Origin of the sequence: Streptomyces sp. NPDC050508, from assembly GCF_040655155.1 — a bacterium.
Lineage (GTDB): Bacteria > Actinomycetota > Actinomycetes > Streptomycetales > Streptomycetaceae > Streptomyces.
This window is the reverse complement of the sequence record NZ_JBFAJJ010000003.1, coordinates 192,831-208,845: the sequence shown is the minus strand read 5'-3', so window position 1 is coordinate 208,845 and position 16,015 is coordinate 192,831. Positions and strand designations below refer to the sequence as shown.

Genomic DNA, 16,015 nt, shown 5'->3' with positions numbered 1-16,015 from the left:
CCTTGAATCCTTGGGTCGTTGAGCCGTCGACCGCGGGGTGACGGGGCTGTGGGTCAGAGCGCGTCGCGGAGACGGCCGAGGCGTTCGCGGTCGCCGCGGAGTTCGGAGCGCAGGAGGCGGGAGAGGGGTTCCAGGAGGGAACGGGCGAGGGCGTCGAGGGATTCGGGAGGCAGGGCGTCGAGAGCGGAGCCGGGAGGTGCGGGAGCCCGGAGGTGCTGCGGTGCGGGGGGTGCCGGGGTCTGGCGTTGCACGGGGGCCGGTGGGCGTGGAGGTGGTGTCGGGGCGGGACGGTTTGCGGGCGAGGGTGAAGCCTGGGCGGTCCGTACCGTGGGCGGGCCGGTCGGAGGCGTCGGCGGCTGGGTGGCGTCAGCTCTCTGGACTGGGGTGGTGGATCGGGTGGTCACGGCGGGGGCCGACGATGCCGGGACCACCGACCGGCGCGCCCGGGGAGGACGGGGTGCGACGGGTGGTGCGGAGGTCCGAACGACGGTTCGCGGCAAGGGCGTCAGACGTTGCGCCCGCTGGAGCGGCGGTCGGTCTGCGTGTGGTGCGGGTGCGTTCGGCGACGCTGTCGCGGCGGTGGCTGATGCCGGGCCGGAGAATGATCCGGCCGGGTCGAAGGTGAGTGAGGTCGCCTCGACAGCGCTCTGAGACGCTGAGGCGAGAAGCGCTGAGGGGGAGAACCCGGTGGTCGTCAACGGGCGCCTCTGGACGGAGGCCGTGGCGGGTGCCGCCGACGGGGCGGGTGTCGTCGGTTCGGCGGTGCTGCGGGGGACGCCAGGTGCGGCATGGAGTCTTCGGCCGACCTGGGCCGCACGGTTCTCGGGTCGCGCGTTCGAGCGGCGCTGTTGGACGGGCGTCGGTCCGGACCGACGCCCGACTGCAGGGTTCGCCGTACCGCCGGCTGCGGGGGCGGCACGGGATCCCTCAGGGGCGACGGACGCTTCGACGGGCTCCGTCACGCAATACGTGTCGGCGGGACCGATGCCTGAGTTCGTGGGCTCCTTCGAGCGGGCGACTGGAACGCTCTGCGCTGACGGAACCGCCAACAGCCTTGTCGGCGCCGGAGGTTGAGCATGCGGCGCAGCCCCGGAAGAGCGTTGCACCGCCGGAGACAGAACCGTAGCCATACGGGTGGCCGCCATGGGGCGGATGGTTTGTGGAACACGGGGGCCGCGCGGGGCGAGTGCCACGCTCCGCGCGACGGAACCGGCCGTCACGACAGGGGTGGGGAGCTCGACGGGTGCGGTGGACGGTGTCGGCACGGAGGGGGCGGCGGACGGCACCGGCGCGACGGAGTCGGTGGCCGGTACAGGGGCGCCGGGGGCAGGCGGGGCGGAACGGGCGGCCTCGGAGCTGGTGGCGGGCGCGCGGGAAATGGTCGGTGCGGCGGAGCCGGTCGCCGTGGTGGTGCGGGTGGGGGCGATGAGCTCGGCGGGGTTCGCCGGTGTGGGCGGAGGTGTGGGCGTTGGAGGTCCGGCGAGCGCGCGCGAAATGATGGGCGCGGTGGAATCTGCCGCTGTGGTGGGCAGGTTGGTGGGCGCGGAGGTGAGGGCTGCGGAAGCGGCGGTCGCAACGGGGCGGGTCGGGACGGAGAGCTGGGCTGGGGTGGTGAGCCTCGGCTGCGAAGGACCGCGGTCACCATCATGTGCCGAAAGTTCAGCGGTCGTGGTGGCGCCTTTCCGTCGCTGAACCGGCGCGGATGCGGGGCCGACGCCAGGTCGCCGTACGGAGTGCGCGGACTCGGGGTCCGCTGAGGACCGCCCGGCGCGGGCGGAGGTCCGTGACGCTGTCACCGGCGTCTCCGGTGTTTTCGACTCCGCCGCACCGGGCACCGTGCGCGGCTGGACGGTGGGACGACGCGGCGGACCAGGGGGTGGGTCCGCCGCGCCGTGTTCGGAGGACGCGGATCGGCTCACGTGATCCGCGTCGGTGGTGGGAACCGGGCCGGCGCTCTTCTCCGGGTGCGGACGCTCCCGCCGGGACAGCCGCACCGAGCCCGCCGGACCGCCGCCGGAGTCCACCGGTTCGCGAGCCGACGAGGGTGCGCCTGCCGTAGTGGTCGGTGACAGGGCATCAGCCGCACGAAGCAGCTGTACAGCGGGCGTTGGGGGAGCCGGGGCCGAGTCGTCGGCAGGGCGGACCGAACGCGAGCCGGGCACGCCGTCGCCCGCCGTACGGGCCGCCGACGGAACAGCGGTCGTACGAGCGGACGGTGGCGCAGTCGACGGCGACACGGTGACCGGGCCGGACGGCGTCTGCGGGGCAGCCGTCGTATGCGCCCGCTGAGCGGTCGGAGGCACAGTGGCCGACGCGGGTGGGCCGACGGGGACGGGCCGTCGTGCGGGAGTGTCGGGCATGGCCGGGGTGGCCGACGGCGCCGGACGCAGCGGCGCACCGAGCCCGGTACGACGTGACACCACGGTGGTGCCGGCCGGCCCGTCGTGGACCTGGACGCGCTGCGCGGGGACGGCGTCGGTTTCGGTGTCGCGGGGCGCCACCGGAGTCAGCGGTGCACCGAGCCCGGCTCGCGGCCGACCGGTCCCCGCCGCGCCGGGCACCCTCTCCGCGGGTCCCGAAACCGCGGACCCGCCGGACGTGGAACGTTGTACAGAGGTGGAACCCACCGGGCCCGGACCGGGACCGGTCCCGCTCGAAGAGGATCGTTCTACGACGTCAGCGGCATCGCGGATGGTGGCCGACCGGACCTCGGCTCCGCCGACGCCCCCCGCGTCGGAGGCGTCCTGGATTCGCGCGGCTTCAGGAGATCCCGCTGACGACATACGCCGCGCGACCGTGGAACCCGCCCCGCCGGCGATCGCCAGCCGTCGAGGGGGAGTGACCGGCGGCGCGGTGAGCAACGGCGGCCTCGCGGTCCGCGAGGGTACGGCTCGTGCGACACGTCGGGCCGACGGCTCCCCGGTGCCGGACTCCGCGCCGGATGTACGGGATGAGTCCAAGGAACCGGACGGCATGGAGGGCTTGGAGAGATGGACAGCGGGGCGCCCCGCCTCGTTGAACGGAACGTGCGACTCATGTGACTTGCTCGGACTGTTCGGCGTGCCGGGCATCGCAGGGGCGGAACCGCCAACCGGTCCCCCCGCCCTCGCCCGCTGCACTCCACCCGATCCGCCCGCCCTCACCGGTGCGCCCGCCCCCTGGACCCTGCTCGGCCCAGCCACCGCGGACCGTGCCCCGATGCGCGGCCCGTGGGCCGGGCCGCCGCCGGTGTCAGCTCCCCGCCCGCCGTCGTCCAGGACCCGCATTCCACCGCCGGGGGCCACGATCCCCCCGGTCAGCGCCGGGTTCCCGTGTGTGGCCAGCCCACCGGCGAAGTCCAGCGTCACCACCGGGGACATGGCCCCCAGCACCCGCTGCACCGGAGCCGTCGACCGCCATTCCACGCCGGAGGAACGGGAGGGAGCGAGCTCACCCGACCCACTCGGCACCCCCGCATCGGAGCCGGGCGCAGCCCCTCGCACCCGCCCCCACACCCCGGCCAACAACCCCGCCATGTCGATTCACCCCTCCTCGCGGCTCAGCAGTGCCGCGGTCCGCTCGACGTATCCCCTGCGGTCCGCGTGTTCCAGATCCAGCAACTCGCCCAGCCCCCAGCCCAGATGGAAGGCGAGGTACGCGACCTCCTCGTGCAGGCGGCCGGTCGCGTACGTCACGATTCCCCCAGGCGGCTCCCGGCCAGTTCCACCTCGAAGGACTCCGAGCAGTGCGGACAGGACACCGCCGCCCGGGTGTGGCCCTCCGCGTTGATCTGCCGGTAGAAGTCCTGGAGGAACGCGAGGTCGGAGGCGAACATGTTCTCCACCACCCCGTCGTGCACCGAGGGCAGCGTGCCCAGGCGGGTGATGACACGGCCCAGCAGGACCACCGACAGGTAGGCGGGGTTCTCCTGGACCCGGATGTCCCGCAGGGGGACGAGTTCGTCCCGGGCCGTGGACAGCCGCATGGTGCCGGCCCGGTGGAGCGTCCCCGACTCGTCGACGTACCCGCGCGGCAGCTCGAAGGAGAACTCCGTCCGCAGGGCTGTCGCGGGCGACGTAGGAGATGGGGGCGCCACGGGGGCCACCGGCTCGGAAGCCGGTGCCTCCGCCGTGGCCGTGCCGCCCGCTCGCGCGGCCGTACGCCTGATCACTCGATGACCAGCTCTTCGAAGACGATGGTCACCTGCTCGGTCAGCGCGGAGGTGTCTCCGGCCTTGACCCCGCTGGTCTCCACCTTGCTGCACCAGGCGTTGCGCATGTTGTAGCGCTTCACCGGGCTGTTCTGGTAGTCCATCATCATGATCGTCGCGTTCTTGCGCGCGGCGCCCATGTTCCCGGCGATGGAGTCGTTGATCCACGACGTGAACGCCGCCGACTCGGTCATCCCGCGGGTGACCGTGCACTCGCCGGCCTTCTTCACGCCGGGCATCTTCTTCGTGACGGGCTTGCCGTCGGCCGAGACCTGCTGGTACTCGATGACGTCCTGCTCGACGGAGAGGCCGCTGACCTCCTGGAGGTACTCGACCATGACGCCGTCGATCTGGAGGCCGAAGTTGTGTGAGGTGAGGGCGTCACCGGGCTGAAGGGACATGCTGGTTCGCTTCTCTTTCCGAGATCAGGAACAAAGGGTTGGCGGGTGGTCGGGATGAGCTATTCGGCCAACTCGCCCGTCCCGTCCGAGAACTGGGCGAGCCGGAACACCACGAACTCGGCGGGCTTGACCGGCGCGATGCCGACCTCGCACACCACACGTCCGACGTCCACCGACTCCGGCGGGTTGGTCTCGGCGTCGCACTTGACGTAGAACGCCTCCTCGGGGCGGGAGCCGAACAGGGCCCCGGCCCGCCACTCGTTCACGAGGAAGGCCGACACGTTGCGGCGGATCCGGGCCCACAGCGCCTCGTCGTTGGGCTCGAAGACCACCCACTGGGTGCCCGCGAGGATCGACTCCTCCAGGTAGTTGAAGTAGCGGCGCACGTTCAGGTAGCGCCAGGCCGGGTCGGAGGCGACCGTACGGGCGCCCCACACGCGGATGCCGCGGCCGGGGAAGGCCCGGATGCAGTTGACGCCGATGGGGTTGAGGGTGTCCTGCTCACCGCGGGTGATCTGCAGTTCCAGGTCCACCGCGCCTCGTACGATCTCGTTCGCGGGCGCCTTGTGCACCCCGCGCTCGGAGTCGTTGCGGGACCAGATGCCCGCCATGTGACCGCTCGGCGGGACCAGGCGCTGCCGGCCGCCGGACGGGTCGAAGACCTTGATCCAGGGGTAGTAGAGGGCGGCGTGCGAGGAGTCGTAGCCCGCCGTGTCCTGGCGCCACTCGCGGATCTGCTGGGCGTTCATGCCCGGGGGCGGGTCCAGGATCGCCATCCGGTCGCCCATCAGCTCGCAGTGCGCGATCATCCCCAGCTGGACCGCCTTGACGGCGTCCAGGTCGATGGCTCCGCGCTCGTACGCGGCCATCAGGTCGGGGACGGCGACCATGGTGACCGCGTCCAGCGCCTCAAGACCGCCGAAACCGGTCCGGTCGGCGGGGTCGCCGAGGAACTGGCCGCTGTTGAGGCGCTCCTGCGCCACGGCCGGCACGGACGCGGGTACGGCGGCCAGTTGCACGGTTCCGTTCCCCGGCCGCGCCAACTGCCCGGCGGACGCGGTCTCTTCGACGGCGATCAGCTTGGAGCGCTGCTTGACCTGGGTGACGACGTAGTTGCGGTTGCTCTTCTTCGCCGAGACGTCGAAGGTCTCCAGGACCTTGTCGCCGTCCTTGACGGTGAGCGTGAACCGGTCGTCGGGCCCCTCACCGGAGGTGTCGGAGACCTCGACCACGGGCGAGCCGCCGAGGTTCGCGCCGTTCAGCGAGGAGACACGGAAGGTGCCGAGGGCGGCCTCCCGGCCCGACGGCTCGATCGCCGGGCGCCCGCCGGAGCCGGCCGGGCCGGCGCCCCCGACCCGTACGACATACGCGGCCGAACCGCCGTTGTTGAAGTACCCGTACACCGCGTGGGCCAGCAGCAGGCCCTCGGTGAAGTCGCCGAAGGCGGCGGTGTACTGGGACCAGTTCGTCACCAGGGTGGGCTCGTTCAGCGGTCCGGTCGGGGCCAGGCCCACGAAGGCGGCCACCGAGGTGCCGACCCCTTCGATGGGGCGGGACCCACTGGCCACCTCCTCGACGTAGACGCCGGGGGAGAGATAGGTGGGCATGGCGGCTTCTCCTTGCGTGACAGCTGGTGATTGCGTACGAACCAGGCTGGCGCGGGCGGGCCCCTCGGGAAACGGCCGCCCGACAGGCTCTTGGGCCCGACCGCCGTGGCCGTACGGCCACCGCCGCCAAGGACACCGGATCCGACCGGGCTCGTGGGACGGCCAACTGCTGTGGAGAGCGGGGCCGTTCAGTGGCCGTTCGGTCTTCCGCACGGCCATCGGACCCTGCCCGGCTGCTTCTGCCGTGCCGTCGGACCGCTTCCTACCGTGGCCGCGTGACGACCTTCGCCTCCCTTGAACCCGCTTCGTCCGCAGTCGACCCCGGATCGAGTGCGACCGCGACCCTGCGGCTGCGCAACGACGGCGACACCGTCGAGGAGTACCGGCTCTCCGTCGTCGGCGATCCCGCCGAGTGGACGCTGGTCGCCCCCGACACGCTGCGGCTCTACCCCGGGGACGAGGGCTCGGCCGAGGTCGTGTTCACCCCGCCGCGCTCGGCGCGCACCACGGCCGGCACGTCCCGGTTCGGCGTCCTCGTGCACCCGCGCGAGAACCCGGACCTGTCCAACGTCGCCGAAGGCACCCTCACCGTCTCGGCGTTCGGCGAGATGCGGGCCGAACTGCTGCCGGTCACCGTGCGCGGCAGGCTCTCCGGACGGCCCCGGGTGGCGGTCGACAACCTCGGCAACTCGCCGCTGCCGGCCGGGATCTCGGGCAAGGACGACGAGGATGTGCTGACGTTCCGCCCCGTTCCCGAGACGGTGCGGGTCGCACAGGGGCGGACCCGGCTCACCCGGGTGCGGATCCGGCCGGGCGGGGTGAAGCTGTTCGGCCGGCCGGAGCGGTATCCGTTCGCGCTGACCGTGACACCCACGACGGAGGGAACCCCCGGGACCTCCGCGTTCCCCGGGTCTCCCGGAGTGATCCCGCCCGCCCAACTGCGCGGCACCTTCGTACGGTTGGCGCTGTTCCCGAAGTGGCTGCTCGTACTGCTCGGCCTGCTGCTGGCCGCGGCGGGGGTGTTCGCCGCGCTCTGGTTCATTCCGCGACCGTCGCTCGTCTCGAACGCGGTGGTCCAGCAGGCGGCGGCCGCGGCTCCGGCGACCGTGCTGCCGCCCGCGCCGGCCACCCAGGCGCCACCGTCGGTGCCCAGCCCGTCGGCCGCCGCTCCCTCGCCGTCACCCTCGCCCTCGCAGTCCGCGGCACAGCAGCAGAACCAGCAGAGCGGCTCACAACAGGGCGGCGATCAGAACCAGAACGCCGGGGAGCAGGCCACGGACCAGGCCGGCAACACGGTGGTCACCATCCGAAGCGTGCAGAACGGCAAGGACCTCACCGTGCAGGACGGCCGGACCGACGACGGCACCCCGGTCGTGGTCTCCGACTGGACGGGCAAACAGCAGGGTCTCAACCAGTTCTGGGCCCAACTCCCCTTCTCCGACGGCACGGTGGCCCTCACCCCCGGCAGCTCGCCGGACAGTGTGCTCGACAAGGCCGACGGGCAGCCGCAGGTGCAGATCCGCGCGGTCCAGGGCGGCGACCAGGCCGTACGCCAAGGTCAGGTCCCCGCACTCCAGCGCTGGCGGCTGCAACCCGTGTCGGACGGCGTGGTGACGATCGTCAACGCCCAGACCGGCGAGTGCCTGACCAACACCGGCGACAACACCCAGGTCCAGGCCCTGGCCTGCGACGACCGCTTCGCCTCCATCCAGCAGTGGCGGCTCGGGAAGTCCTGAGGTCCACCCCTCGACAGAAAGGCGGGTCGCCGTGCGCCCCCGCGTCCAGCCCCACCAGCCCGAGAAGGCCGAGCCCCGGTCGCCGTCCCGGGTTCCCGACTCCCGTACGGAACAAGGCGGTTCACCGGGTGTCCTCTCCCCGGCACGCATCGCGGCGCTGCAACGGGCCGCGGGCAATGCTGCCGTCCTGCGCGCGGTCGACGAGGCCCGGCACGTGCACGGCGCGGGGTGCGGCCACCGGGCCGGGGTGCAGCGCTCCTCGGAGCCGGCCGCCCCCGAGGCGCGGCGTTCCTCCGTGCCCGAGGTGCTCCGCGGCCCCGGCCGCCCGCTGGCCGACCCCGTCCGCACCGACATGGAGGCCCGGCTCGGCGCCGACTTCTCCGACGTACGGCTGCACACGGGTCCCACCGCACAGCGCTCCGCCGCCGAGATCGGCGCCCGTGCCTACACCTCCGGCAGCCATGTCGTCCTCGGCGCGGGCGGTACCGACCGGCACACCCTCGCCCACGAACTGACCCATGTGATCCAGCAGCGCTCTGGCCCCGTCGCGGGGACGGACAACGGCACCGGCCTGCGCGTCTCCGACCCGTCCGACCGGTTCGAACGGGCCGCTGAGGCCAACGCGGTCCGGGCCGTGGCCGGCCCCGCTCCCGTGGTGGCGCGGGCCCCGGAGCGGCACGCCGCACGGTCCTCGGCGACCCCGCCCACCGGGCACGTCCAACGGGTCCAGGCGGACGAGGAGCAGGCCACCGCCGCGCCCCGGACACGGGTCCTCGTGGTGTCCGACGTCAGCGGGCTGGGGCTGGGCGGAGTCCCCGTGTTCAACATGGAACTGGTGAAGGGCCTCGCTCCGCAGTACGACGTGACCATGCTGACCGTCGACCCCGACCCCTACGACGAGGGCAAGAAGTTGAGTGAACACAGCGCCCCGCCGGAGCTGGGAGGCGCCCGACCCCACATCGTCAACATCCCGGCACCGGCGGGCGTGCAGCCGCGTGACGCGCTGGTGGGTCTCACGAAGAGTGGGAGTCCGGACCCCCGTCTGCCCCAGGACAAGGACGCCTTCGACGTGATCATCGGACACTCCCGGTTCTCCGGTCCCGGCGCCGAGGCGATCCGGAAGGCGTGGTACCCGCGGGCGCGTCTCGTGCACTTCCTGCACACCAGCCCGCTACGGCTCGACGTGATCAAGAACGAACGGCAGTCGGCCGGCAGGAAGTCCAAGGCCGAACGCACGGCGATGCACCGTGCCGACCTCGTCGCCGGCGTCGGCCCGCTGCTCGCGAAGGAGGCCGAGCGGCTGTCGCAGCAGATCATCCGCGTTCCGGCCGTGCACGAATTCGTTCCCGGGACACCGATCGGGCCACTCGTCGAGTCGGGTCCGTCCGGCCGGAGCGACGGAGAGAAGCAGGGGCCGACAGGACTCAAGCTGCTGCTGCCGGGCCGGGCCGAGGACGAGATCAAGGGGGTCGAGGCAGCGGTCCAGGCGATCGGCATCCTCCGACGCAGGGGGGTCGATGCGCACCTGACCGTCCGCGGCGGCCCCGATCCGGGCAAAAAGCCGACGGAGTACAAGCACTGGCAGAACATCATCAGTCAGTACGGCGAGGGCGGCGTCACCATGCTGCCCTTCACGACGATTGCCAAGGAGCTGGACCAGGACCGCACGGACGCCGACGCACTGATCATGCCCTCCCTGCACGAGGGGTTCGGCCTGGTGGCCACCGAGGGCGCGGGCCGTGGCATTCCGGTTCTCGTCAACGGGGAGAGCGGCGCGGCTCAGTTCCTTGAGCGTCTGGGGGAACTCGGCGTGCCCAGTGTGGTGAACGCCCCCGTCGAGATCGACCGGGGCACGGGCGGGCAGACCACCGAAAGCCGGGATGCCCGGGCCCAGGCCTGGGCCGACGCCATCGAGAAGCTGGTGAACGAGCTGCCCAAGAGGCGTGAGGACGCCAAGAAGCTGCGGGAGACGCTGGAGCAGTACTCCTGGCAGCACGCCGCTCAGGCCCTGATCGAAGCCGCCATGGCGATCACTGTCACCGCCGATGACCCACGGCAACGGCGGATGGGTGCCGTCACGCAGCAGGGACCCGACGGAACGGTGGTGCCGACCGGCCAACGCAACGACTGGGAGCCGACGGAACGCTGGGACGGTACCACCCCGCTCGCGTCGACGAAGTCCACGGACGAGGATTCCGCATACCTGAAGCGGCTGTCGAAGGTGCTCAACTTGCAGGCGAAGATCCCGCCTCCGAAGCCGAAGCCGAAGCCGACGAAGCCGGAACGCCGCATGAGTTTCTGACGGCATGGTGAACGCCCTCGGGAACTCATCCCCCGGGCTCGGCCGGCGACCGCAGGACGGCGGCCGTCACCCGGGTGGAGAGCCACTCGTTCGATCGCTCCAGCGACCAGCCGAACACCTCGCGGGTTCGCAGCAGGCCGTCGAGACCGTAGTAGTAGGTGATGATCCGGGTCGCCGTCCGCGCGTCGACGTCGTCGCGCAAGGCACCGATGTCCTCAAGATGACGGCAGATCGCCAGGAGGCGCTGATTGTGCCGCTTGTGGGCGGTGGCCAGCACCGCCCTGGACTCCTCGTCGTGCGGCGCGACATCGATGACCACCTGGATCACGTCGCCCCACTCCTTGGTGATGTGGAGGTAGGCGGCGGTCAGGGTTCCCATCACCAGCGCGGGATCGTCGCCGGAGAGCGACTCCTGCACGGACTCCTCGACCGTCGGAGTCCGCGTCCAGCGGTCCATGAGCGAGCGCAGCAAGCCCTGCTTGCCGCCGCACTGCGCGTACACGGTCGCCGGAGAGACCCGGCTCAGCTTCGCGATCTCCTGGACCGTCGTCTGGTAGAAGCCTCTCTCCGCGAAGAGCTGACGCGCTGCGTCAACCACGGCGGCACGGGTCTGGTCCGGGTACTCCTCGTGGCGAGGGCGGGCTGCGGCGCCATCCATACCGAGATTCTAGCGAACAGAGCCCGGACTTCGTAACCAGAGGTATCATCCAGTTACTGGAGTCTGACTCCAGAAGGTGGAGGATCGGTTCGACGCGATGCGCATGTTGTCCCACGATGACTCGAACATGAGGTGGGGAGAACCATGACGACGGTTGCACGGAACACTGGGGAGACCGGTACCGGCGATGCGTCGGGGACCCTGTCCCTGCAGATCCTCGGTCCGCTCCGGTTGTGGCGTGATGGCGTCGAGCTGGACGCGGGGCCACGGATGCAGCGGTGCGCGCTGGCGCTGCTGCTGGCCCGGGTCGGCAACCCGGTCAGCATGAGCGAGATGGTCGGCCTGCTGTGGGGCGACGTCCCGCCACTGAGCGCGGTCAACACGGTGCACAAGTACGTCGGCGCGCTGCGTCGCCTTCTGGAGCCGGACCTCCGTACCCGTTCCTCCGGCCGATGGCTGCTGCGCAGCGGATCGGGATATCGCCTCGACGCCTCGCCGGACATGCTCGATCTGTCGGCGTTCAGACGCGCGGCCTCCGACGCCCGGCTGAGCCTCGCCGAAGGTGACGGTGACGCTTCGCTGCGAAGGAGTGTGGATGCCCTCCGGCTGTGGCACGGTCCAGCCGGCGACGACCTGGCCGAGACCCCCGTCGCCCAGGCGGTCTTCACGGCACTCGACCGCGAGTACCTGCAGTGGGCGGTCGAAACCGGCGAACTGGCACGGAAACTGTCGCGTTCCCACCTCGTCCTCGATCCCCTGTGGCAGGCCACCGCCATCGGTCCGCTGCACGAGCCCGTGCATGCCGAACTGGTCGCGAACCTGGCCCTGGCCGGCCATCGCAGCGAGGCCCTGTCGGCCTATCGCTCGATCCGCTCGCGGCTCGCCGACGAGTTGGGCATCGCCCCCAGCCCTCTCCTGCGGTCGGCGTACCAACTCATAGGCGCCACGCGGGAACCGGCGGCCGGCCGGTCGCGCCCCGGCTCCGCGCGGGGCTACGGTCCGCTCCACGAACGGCCCGCACAGTTGCCGCCCCGTCTGCCGTTCTTCGTCGGCCGCGCCGACATCCTGTCCGACGTGATGAGACTGATCAGCTCGTCCCGGCCGGAGCCGGCGATCGTGGCCTTCGACGGAATGCCCGGCGTCGGCAAGACCGCGCTGGCCCTGCACCTGGCTCACACACTGCTTCCGGACTGTCCGGACGGCCAGCTCCACCTCGATCTGAGGGGCTTCGCCGAGGACGCCCACCCGCTGACTCCCGAGACGGCGCTGCGCGAACTGATCAGCGGCCTCGGAGTCGATCCGAGACGCATTCCGCAGGGCCGGCAGGCGATGGCCGGCCTGTACCGGACCCTGCTGCGAGACCGGCGTGTACTCGTCGTGCTCGACGACGCCCGAGACGTCGACCAACTCCACGACCTACTGCCCGGTTCCCGCGGCAGCATCGCCCTGATCACGAGCCGACCGCGCATGACCGCGCTGCGGACCGCGGTGGGAGCCCACCTCGTCCCGGTCGGTCTGCCCGCGCGACACGAAGCGCGGGCACATCTGGCGACACACTTCGGTGGCCGGATGGGTGACGCGGACCCCCGGGCCATCGACGCCCTGGTCGAGCGGTGTGACCGACTGCCGCTCGCGCTCGCGTACGCGGGTGTCGGTGCCGCCGCACACGGTGATCTCCAACTCCGTGACACCGCAGAGGTGTTGCGGTCCGTCGAGGCCAGCGTGAGTGAGACCCTCGCGCGCTCCTACCGCGAACTCAGTCCCGCGGCAGCCTGTCTCTTCCGCTCTCTCGCGCCTGCCCTCGAACCGGGCGACGACATCGGGGCCGAAGACGTGTCGGCGCTCACGGCCGCGTCCGCACCTGCCGCCCGGACCCTCCTCACCGAACTCAACCACGTGGGCCTGCTCCAGGCGTCCCGGCCGGGTCGCCATCAGTGGCACGCCCTTGTGCGTACCTACGCCGCCAACGTCACGGCCGCGGCGTCGATCCCCGTGGGAGCCGGGGCGTCGCCCGCCTCGCCGTAGTCGACTGATGGGAGAGGAACCAGTTGAAGGAGCACCTACGGTTCTCGGTGCTGGGCCCGGTCAGGGCGTGGCGTGGTACGGCCGAGATCGAACTCGGGCCGCCACAGCAGCGGGCGGTGCTGGCCGTGCTGTTGCTGGCGGAGGGCTCGCAGGTGCTGGCGAGCGGGCTGGTCGACGCGGTGTGGGGGACCAGCGCGCCGGCTTCCGCGCTGGGCATTCTGCGGACGTACGTCCACGGGCTGCGGAAGGCTCTGGAGCCGGCCGGTGACACCGCGGCGTCCGTGATTCGTTCCACCGGGGACGGCTATCAACTCCGTTTAACAGAAGGTGAGTTGGACCTCACTGTCTTCCGGGAACTGCTCGCGCGGGCCGAGCGGGCGCGACGTGCGGGAGACGGCAAGGCAGTCGTCGAGCACCTGCGGGACGCGCTCGGTCTCTGGCGCGGGACGGCGCTGGCCGGTGTCCGGGGCGAGTACGCGCAGACCCAGCGCCAGCGGCTCGGCGAGCTGCGGCTGTCCGCGGAGGCGGCCCGTGTCACGGCCGAACTCGACCTCGGTGCCCATACGGAGGCCGCCGCGGAGCTGACCGGACTGATCGCCGAGCACCCCTTCGACGAGCGGTTCCGGGAACTGCTGATGCTCGCCCTCTACCGCTCGGGGCGACAGGCCGCGGCCCTCGCCACCTATCGTGAGGCGCAGACGCTGCTCATGGGGGAGCTGGGGGTCGATCCCGGTCCCGCACTGCAGGCGATGTACCAGCGCGTTCTGCGAGCCGACGCCGGGCTCCTCGCTCAGCCGGCCCCGGGTGAGCCTGCACCCGTACCCGCTCAGCCTTCCGCACCCGCACCCGTATCTGTCCAGGCCCCCACCGTCCCGGCCCAACTACCCGCAGGGCTGGCGGTCTTCGTCGGCCGCGAGGCCGAACTGGCCGAGGTGGACCGGCTGGTTCCGGGGAGCACCGTGGTGGTCAGTGCCATCGCGGGCATGGCGGGCGTCGGCAAGACAACCTTCGCTGTGCACTGGGCGCGACAGGTCGCCGACCGCTTCCCGGACGGTCAGCTGTACCTGAACCTGCGGGGCTTCGACCCGGTCGGTCAACCGTGCCCACCGGATCACGCGCTGCGTACGCTGCTGGAGTCGCTGGGCGTCGACGTGCACGGGCTGCCACAGGACGTGCACGCACTCGCGGCCCGGTACCGCACGCTGCTCAGCGGCAAGCGGGTGCTGCTCCTGCTGGACAACGCCCGCGACTCCGCACAGGTGCGCCCGCTGCTGCCCGGGGCGCCCGGCTGCCTCGTCATCGTCACCAGCCGGGACCGGCTCGCCGGGCTGGTCGCCGTGGACGGCGCCACTCCCCTTCGCCTCGACATGCTCTCCGTGCCGGAGGCCCGTGCGCTGCTCGCCCAGCGCCTCGGACAGCGGCGCGTCGCGGCCGAGCCGGACGCGGTCGAGGAGATCATCGCCCGGTGCGCGCGGCTGCCGCTGGCACTCTCGGTCACCGCGGCCCGCGTGGCGACCCAGTCCGCTCTTTCCTTGGCGGCGGTCGCGGAGGAGCTGCGGGACGGCGCCGCCGGCCTCGACCCGTTTCACGGCCTGGACGCCGCGGCCGACGTGCGCGCCGTCTTCTTCTGGTCGTACCGGGCCCTCACCCCCGACGCCGCCCGCCTGTTCCGCCTGCTCGCCGTACACCCCGGTCCCGACCTCACGCTGCCCGCGGCGGCCAGCCTGGCCGGACTCACCGTCCCGCAGACCAGGCAGCTGGTGCGGGAACTGCTGCAGGCGCATCTCCTGGACGAGTCCGTCCCGGGGCGCTATGCCTCCCACGACCTGCTGCGCGCCTACGCCACCGAACTCACCGAGAGCCTCGATCCACCCCAGCAGGTACGGGCGGCCCGGCACCGCGTGTTCGACCACTACCTCCACACCGCCCACGCGGCGCTCGCGCTGACCAGCCCCTCACAGGTGCTCATCTCCCTGGTGCCCGCGACCGAGGGCACGCGGGCCGAGGAGTTCGCCGGGGACACCGGGAAGGCGGCGGCCTGGTTCGCCGCCGAACAGGAGGTGCTCCTCGCGGCCGTCGAACAGGCCGCCACCCACCGCTACGACGTTCACACCTGGCAGCTCGTCTGGGCCATCACCGATCATCTGCACTGGCGTGGCCTCTGGCAGGAACAGGAGGCACTCGACCTCATCGCCATGGACGCGGCGCTTCGACTGGGCGACCGGTCGGCCCAGGCCCATGTCCATCGTGGTCTCGTCGCCGCCACCACGGATCTGGGCCGTTGCGAAGAGGGACGTGTCCACGCCGAGCGGGCCATCGAACTCTTCACCGAACTGGGGGACATGGAAGCCTGCGCCGAGAGCTATCGCTATCTGTGCTACGTGGCAGGGCGGCAGGGCGATCTGGAAGGCGCGCTCGACGCCACGCAGCGCTCCCTCGCGCTCCATCGTGCCGTTGACGGCCATGGTGGAGACGACAGCCGTCGTCGGACGGCGACCGCGGCCGTGCTCAACTCGGCGGGCTGGTTCCACACGCTTCTCGGGCAGCACCAGCAGGCCCTCGACCACTGCCGAAAGGCACTGGCTCTTCAGCAGGAACTCGGCGATGACGCCGGCGCGGCGGCCACCTGGGACAGCATCGGCCTCGCCCTGCACCATCTCGGACGGTACGACGAGGCCGTCACCAGCTTCCGCAACGCCCTTGCTTTCTACCGGCGGACCGATCATTCCCCTTGGGCCACGGCAGACACCCTCGGGCGACTCGGAGACACCCACCTGAGCGCCGGCCGCCCGGACGCGGCGCGGGCCGCGTGGACCAAAGCGCTGGCCTTCTGGGACCGACTCGGTCATGACGACGCGGAGCCCCTCCGCGCCAGACTGCGCCGGCTCGACGAGGAGAGCGACGCAGGGGCCCCGGATACGGAAACCGCCGACTCGTAGTCGACACTCGCTCCGCAGCCCGGTCGGCTGATTGCCGCCGACCGGGCTGATCGACGTGTCCCGGACCAGGGCGAGCACGCCGTCCGGCCGTGTGGTGGATCAGCCGCGTTCGTGGTCGGGTTCCGCACCGGGTCGGACCGAGGCGTTGGCACCAGGCG

General features: G+C 71.8%; 10 protein-coding genes. 4 read left to right on the top strand and 6 right to left on the bottom strand.

From position 1 onward, the window contains the following. Positions 1-53: 53 nt before the first annotated feature. From AB0I69_RS10485 to AB0I69_RS10465, 5 genes are all read right to left on the bottom strand, one after another. On the bottom strand, positions 54-251 hold the full coding sequence (locus AB0I69_RS10485; RefSeq protein ID WP_363095196.1) for a hypothetical protein: 198 nt from the start codon (positions 249-251) through the stop codon (positions 54-56). A gap of 3,270 nt (positions 252-3,521) precedes the next feature. After that, positions 3,522-3,674, bottom strand: coding sequence for a DUF6760 family protein (locus tag AB0I69_RS10480; RefSeq protein ID WP_359610220.1), 153 nt, complete (start codon positions 3,672-3,674; stop codon positions 3,522-3,524). Further along, positions 3,671-4,147, bottom strand: coding sequence for a hypothetical protein (locus AB0I69_RS10475; RefSeq protein WP_363095572.1), 477 nt, complete (start codon positions 4,145-4,147; stop codon positions 3,671-3,673). The genes AB0I69_RS10480 and AB0I69_RS10475 overlap by 4 nt, the downstream gene beginning before the upstream one ends. Then, on the bottom strand, positions 4,147-4,590 hold the full coding sequence (locus AB0I69_RS10470; RefSeq protein ID WP_352345023.1) for a phage tail protein: 444 nt from the start codon (positions 4,588-4,590) through the stop codon (positions 4,147-4,149). Before AB0I69_RS10470 ends, AB0I69_RS10475 begins: the two co-directional genes overlap by 1 nt. Before the next feature lie 59 nt (positions 4,591-4,649). Beyond that, the gene (locus tag AB0I69_RS10465; protein WP_359610221.1) at positions 4,650-6,197 is read right to left on the bottom strand and encodes a phage tail sheath subtilisin-like domain-containing protein; all 1,548 of its coding nucleotides are present in this window, start codon (positions 6,195-6,197) and stop codon (positions 4,650-4,652) included. Between the two features lie 275 nt (positions 6,198-6,472). On the opposite strand from AB0I69_RS10465, the gene AB0I69_RS10460 reads away from it, so the two are divergent. Together AB0I69_RS10460 and AB0I69_RS10455 are read left to right on the top strand one after the other, a co-directional pair. Next, complete coding sequence (locus tag AB0I69_RS10460) at positions 6,473-7,933, top strand: RICIN domain-containing protein (protein WP_363095195.1); 1,461 nt, start codon at positions 6,473-6,475, stop codon at positions 7,931-7,933. Positions 7,934-7,964: 31 nt separating this feature from the next. Beyond that, a complete protein-coding gene (locus tag AB0I69_RS10455; protein WP_363095194.1) occupies positions 7,965-10,235 on the top strand; it encodes a DUF4157 domain-containing protein in 2,271 nt (756 codons plus the stop codon). Between the two features lie 25 nt (positions 10,236-10,260). Here the strand turns inward: AB0I69_RS10455 and AB0I69_RS10450 are convergent, their stop codons facing one another. After that, positions 10,261-10,893 carry a TetR/AcrR family transcriptional regulator gene (locus AB0I69_RS10450; RefSeq protein ID WP_363095193.1) on the bottom strand — a complete coding sequence of 211 codons (633 nt, stop codon included), beginning with the start codon at positions 10,891-10,893 and terminating at the stop codon, positions 10,261-10,263. Between the two features lie 144 nt (positions 10,894-11,037). Here AB0I69_RS10450 and AB0I69_RS10445 point away from each other — a divergent pair, with 144 nt between their 5' ends. Both AB0I69_RS10445 and AB0I69_RS10440 read left to right on the top strand, forming a co-directional pair. Beyond that, entirely contained in the window at positions 11,038-12,918 is a 1,881-nt protein-coding gene (locus AB0I69_RS10445; RefSeq protein ID WP_363095192.1) for a BTAD domain-containing putative transcriptional regulator, read from the top strand. Positions 12,919-12,941: 23 nt separating this feature from the next. Further along, positions 12,942-15,857 (top strand): BTAD domain-containing putative transcriptional regulator, encoded by a 2,916-nt coding sequence (locus tag AB0I69_RS10440; RefSeq protein WP_363095191.1) that lies wholly within the window; start codon positions 12,942-12,944, stop codon positions 15,855-15,857. Positions 15,858-16,015 lie beyond the last annotated feature (158 nt).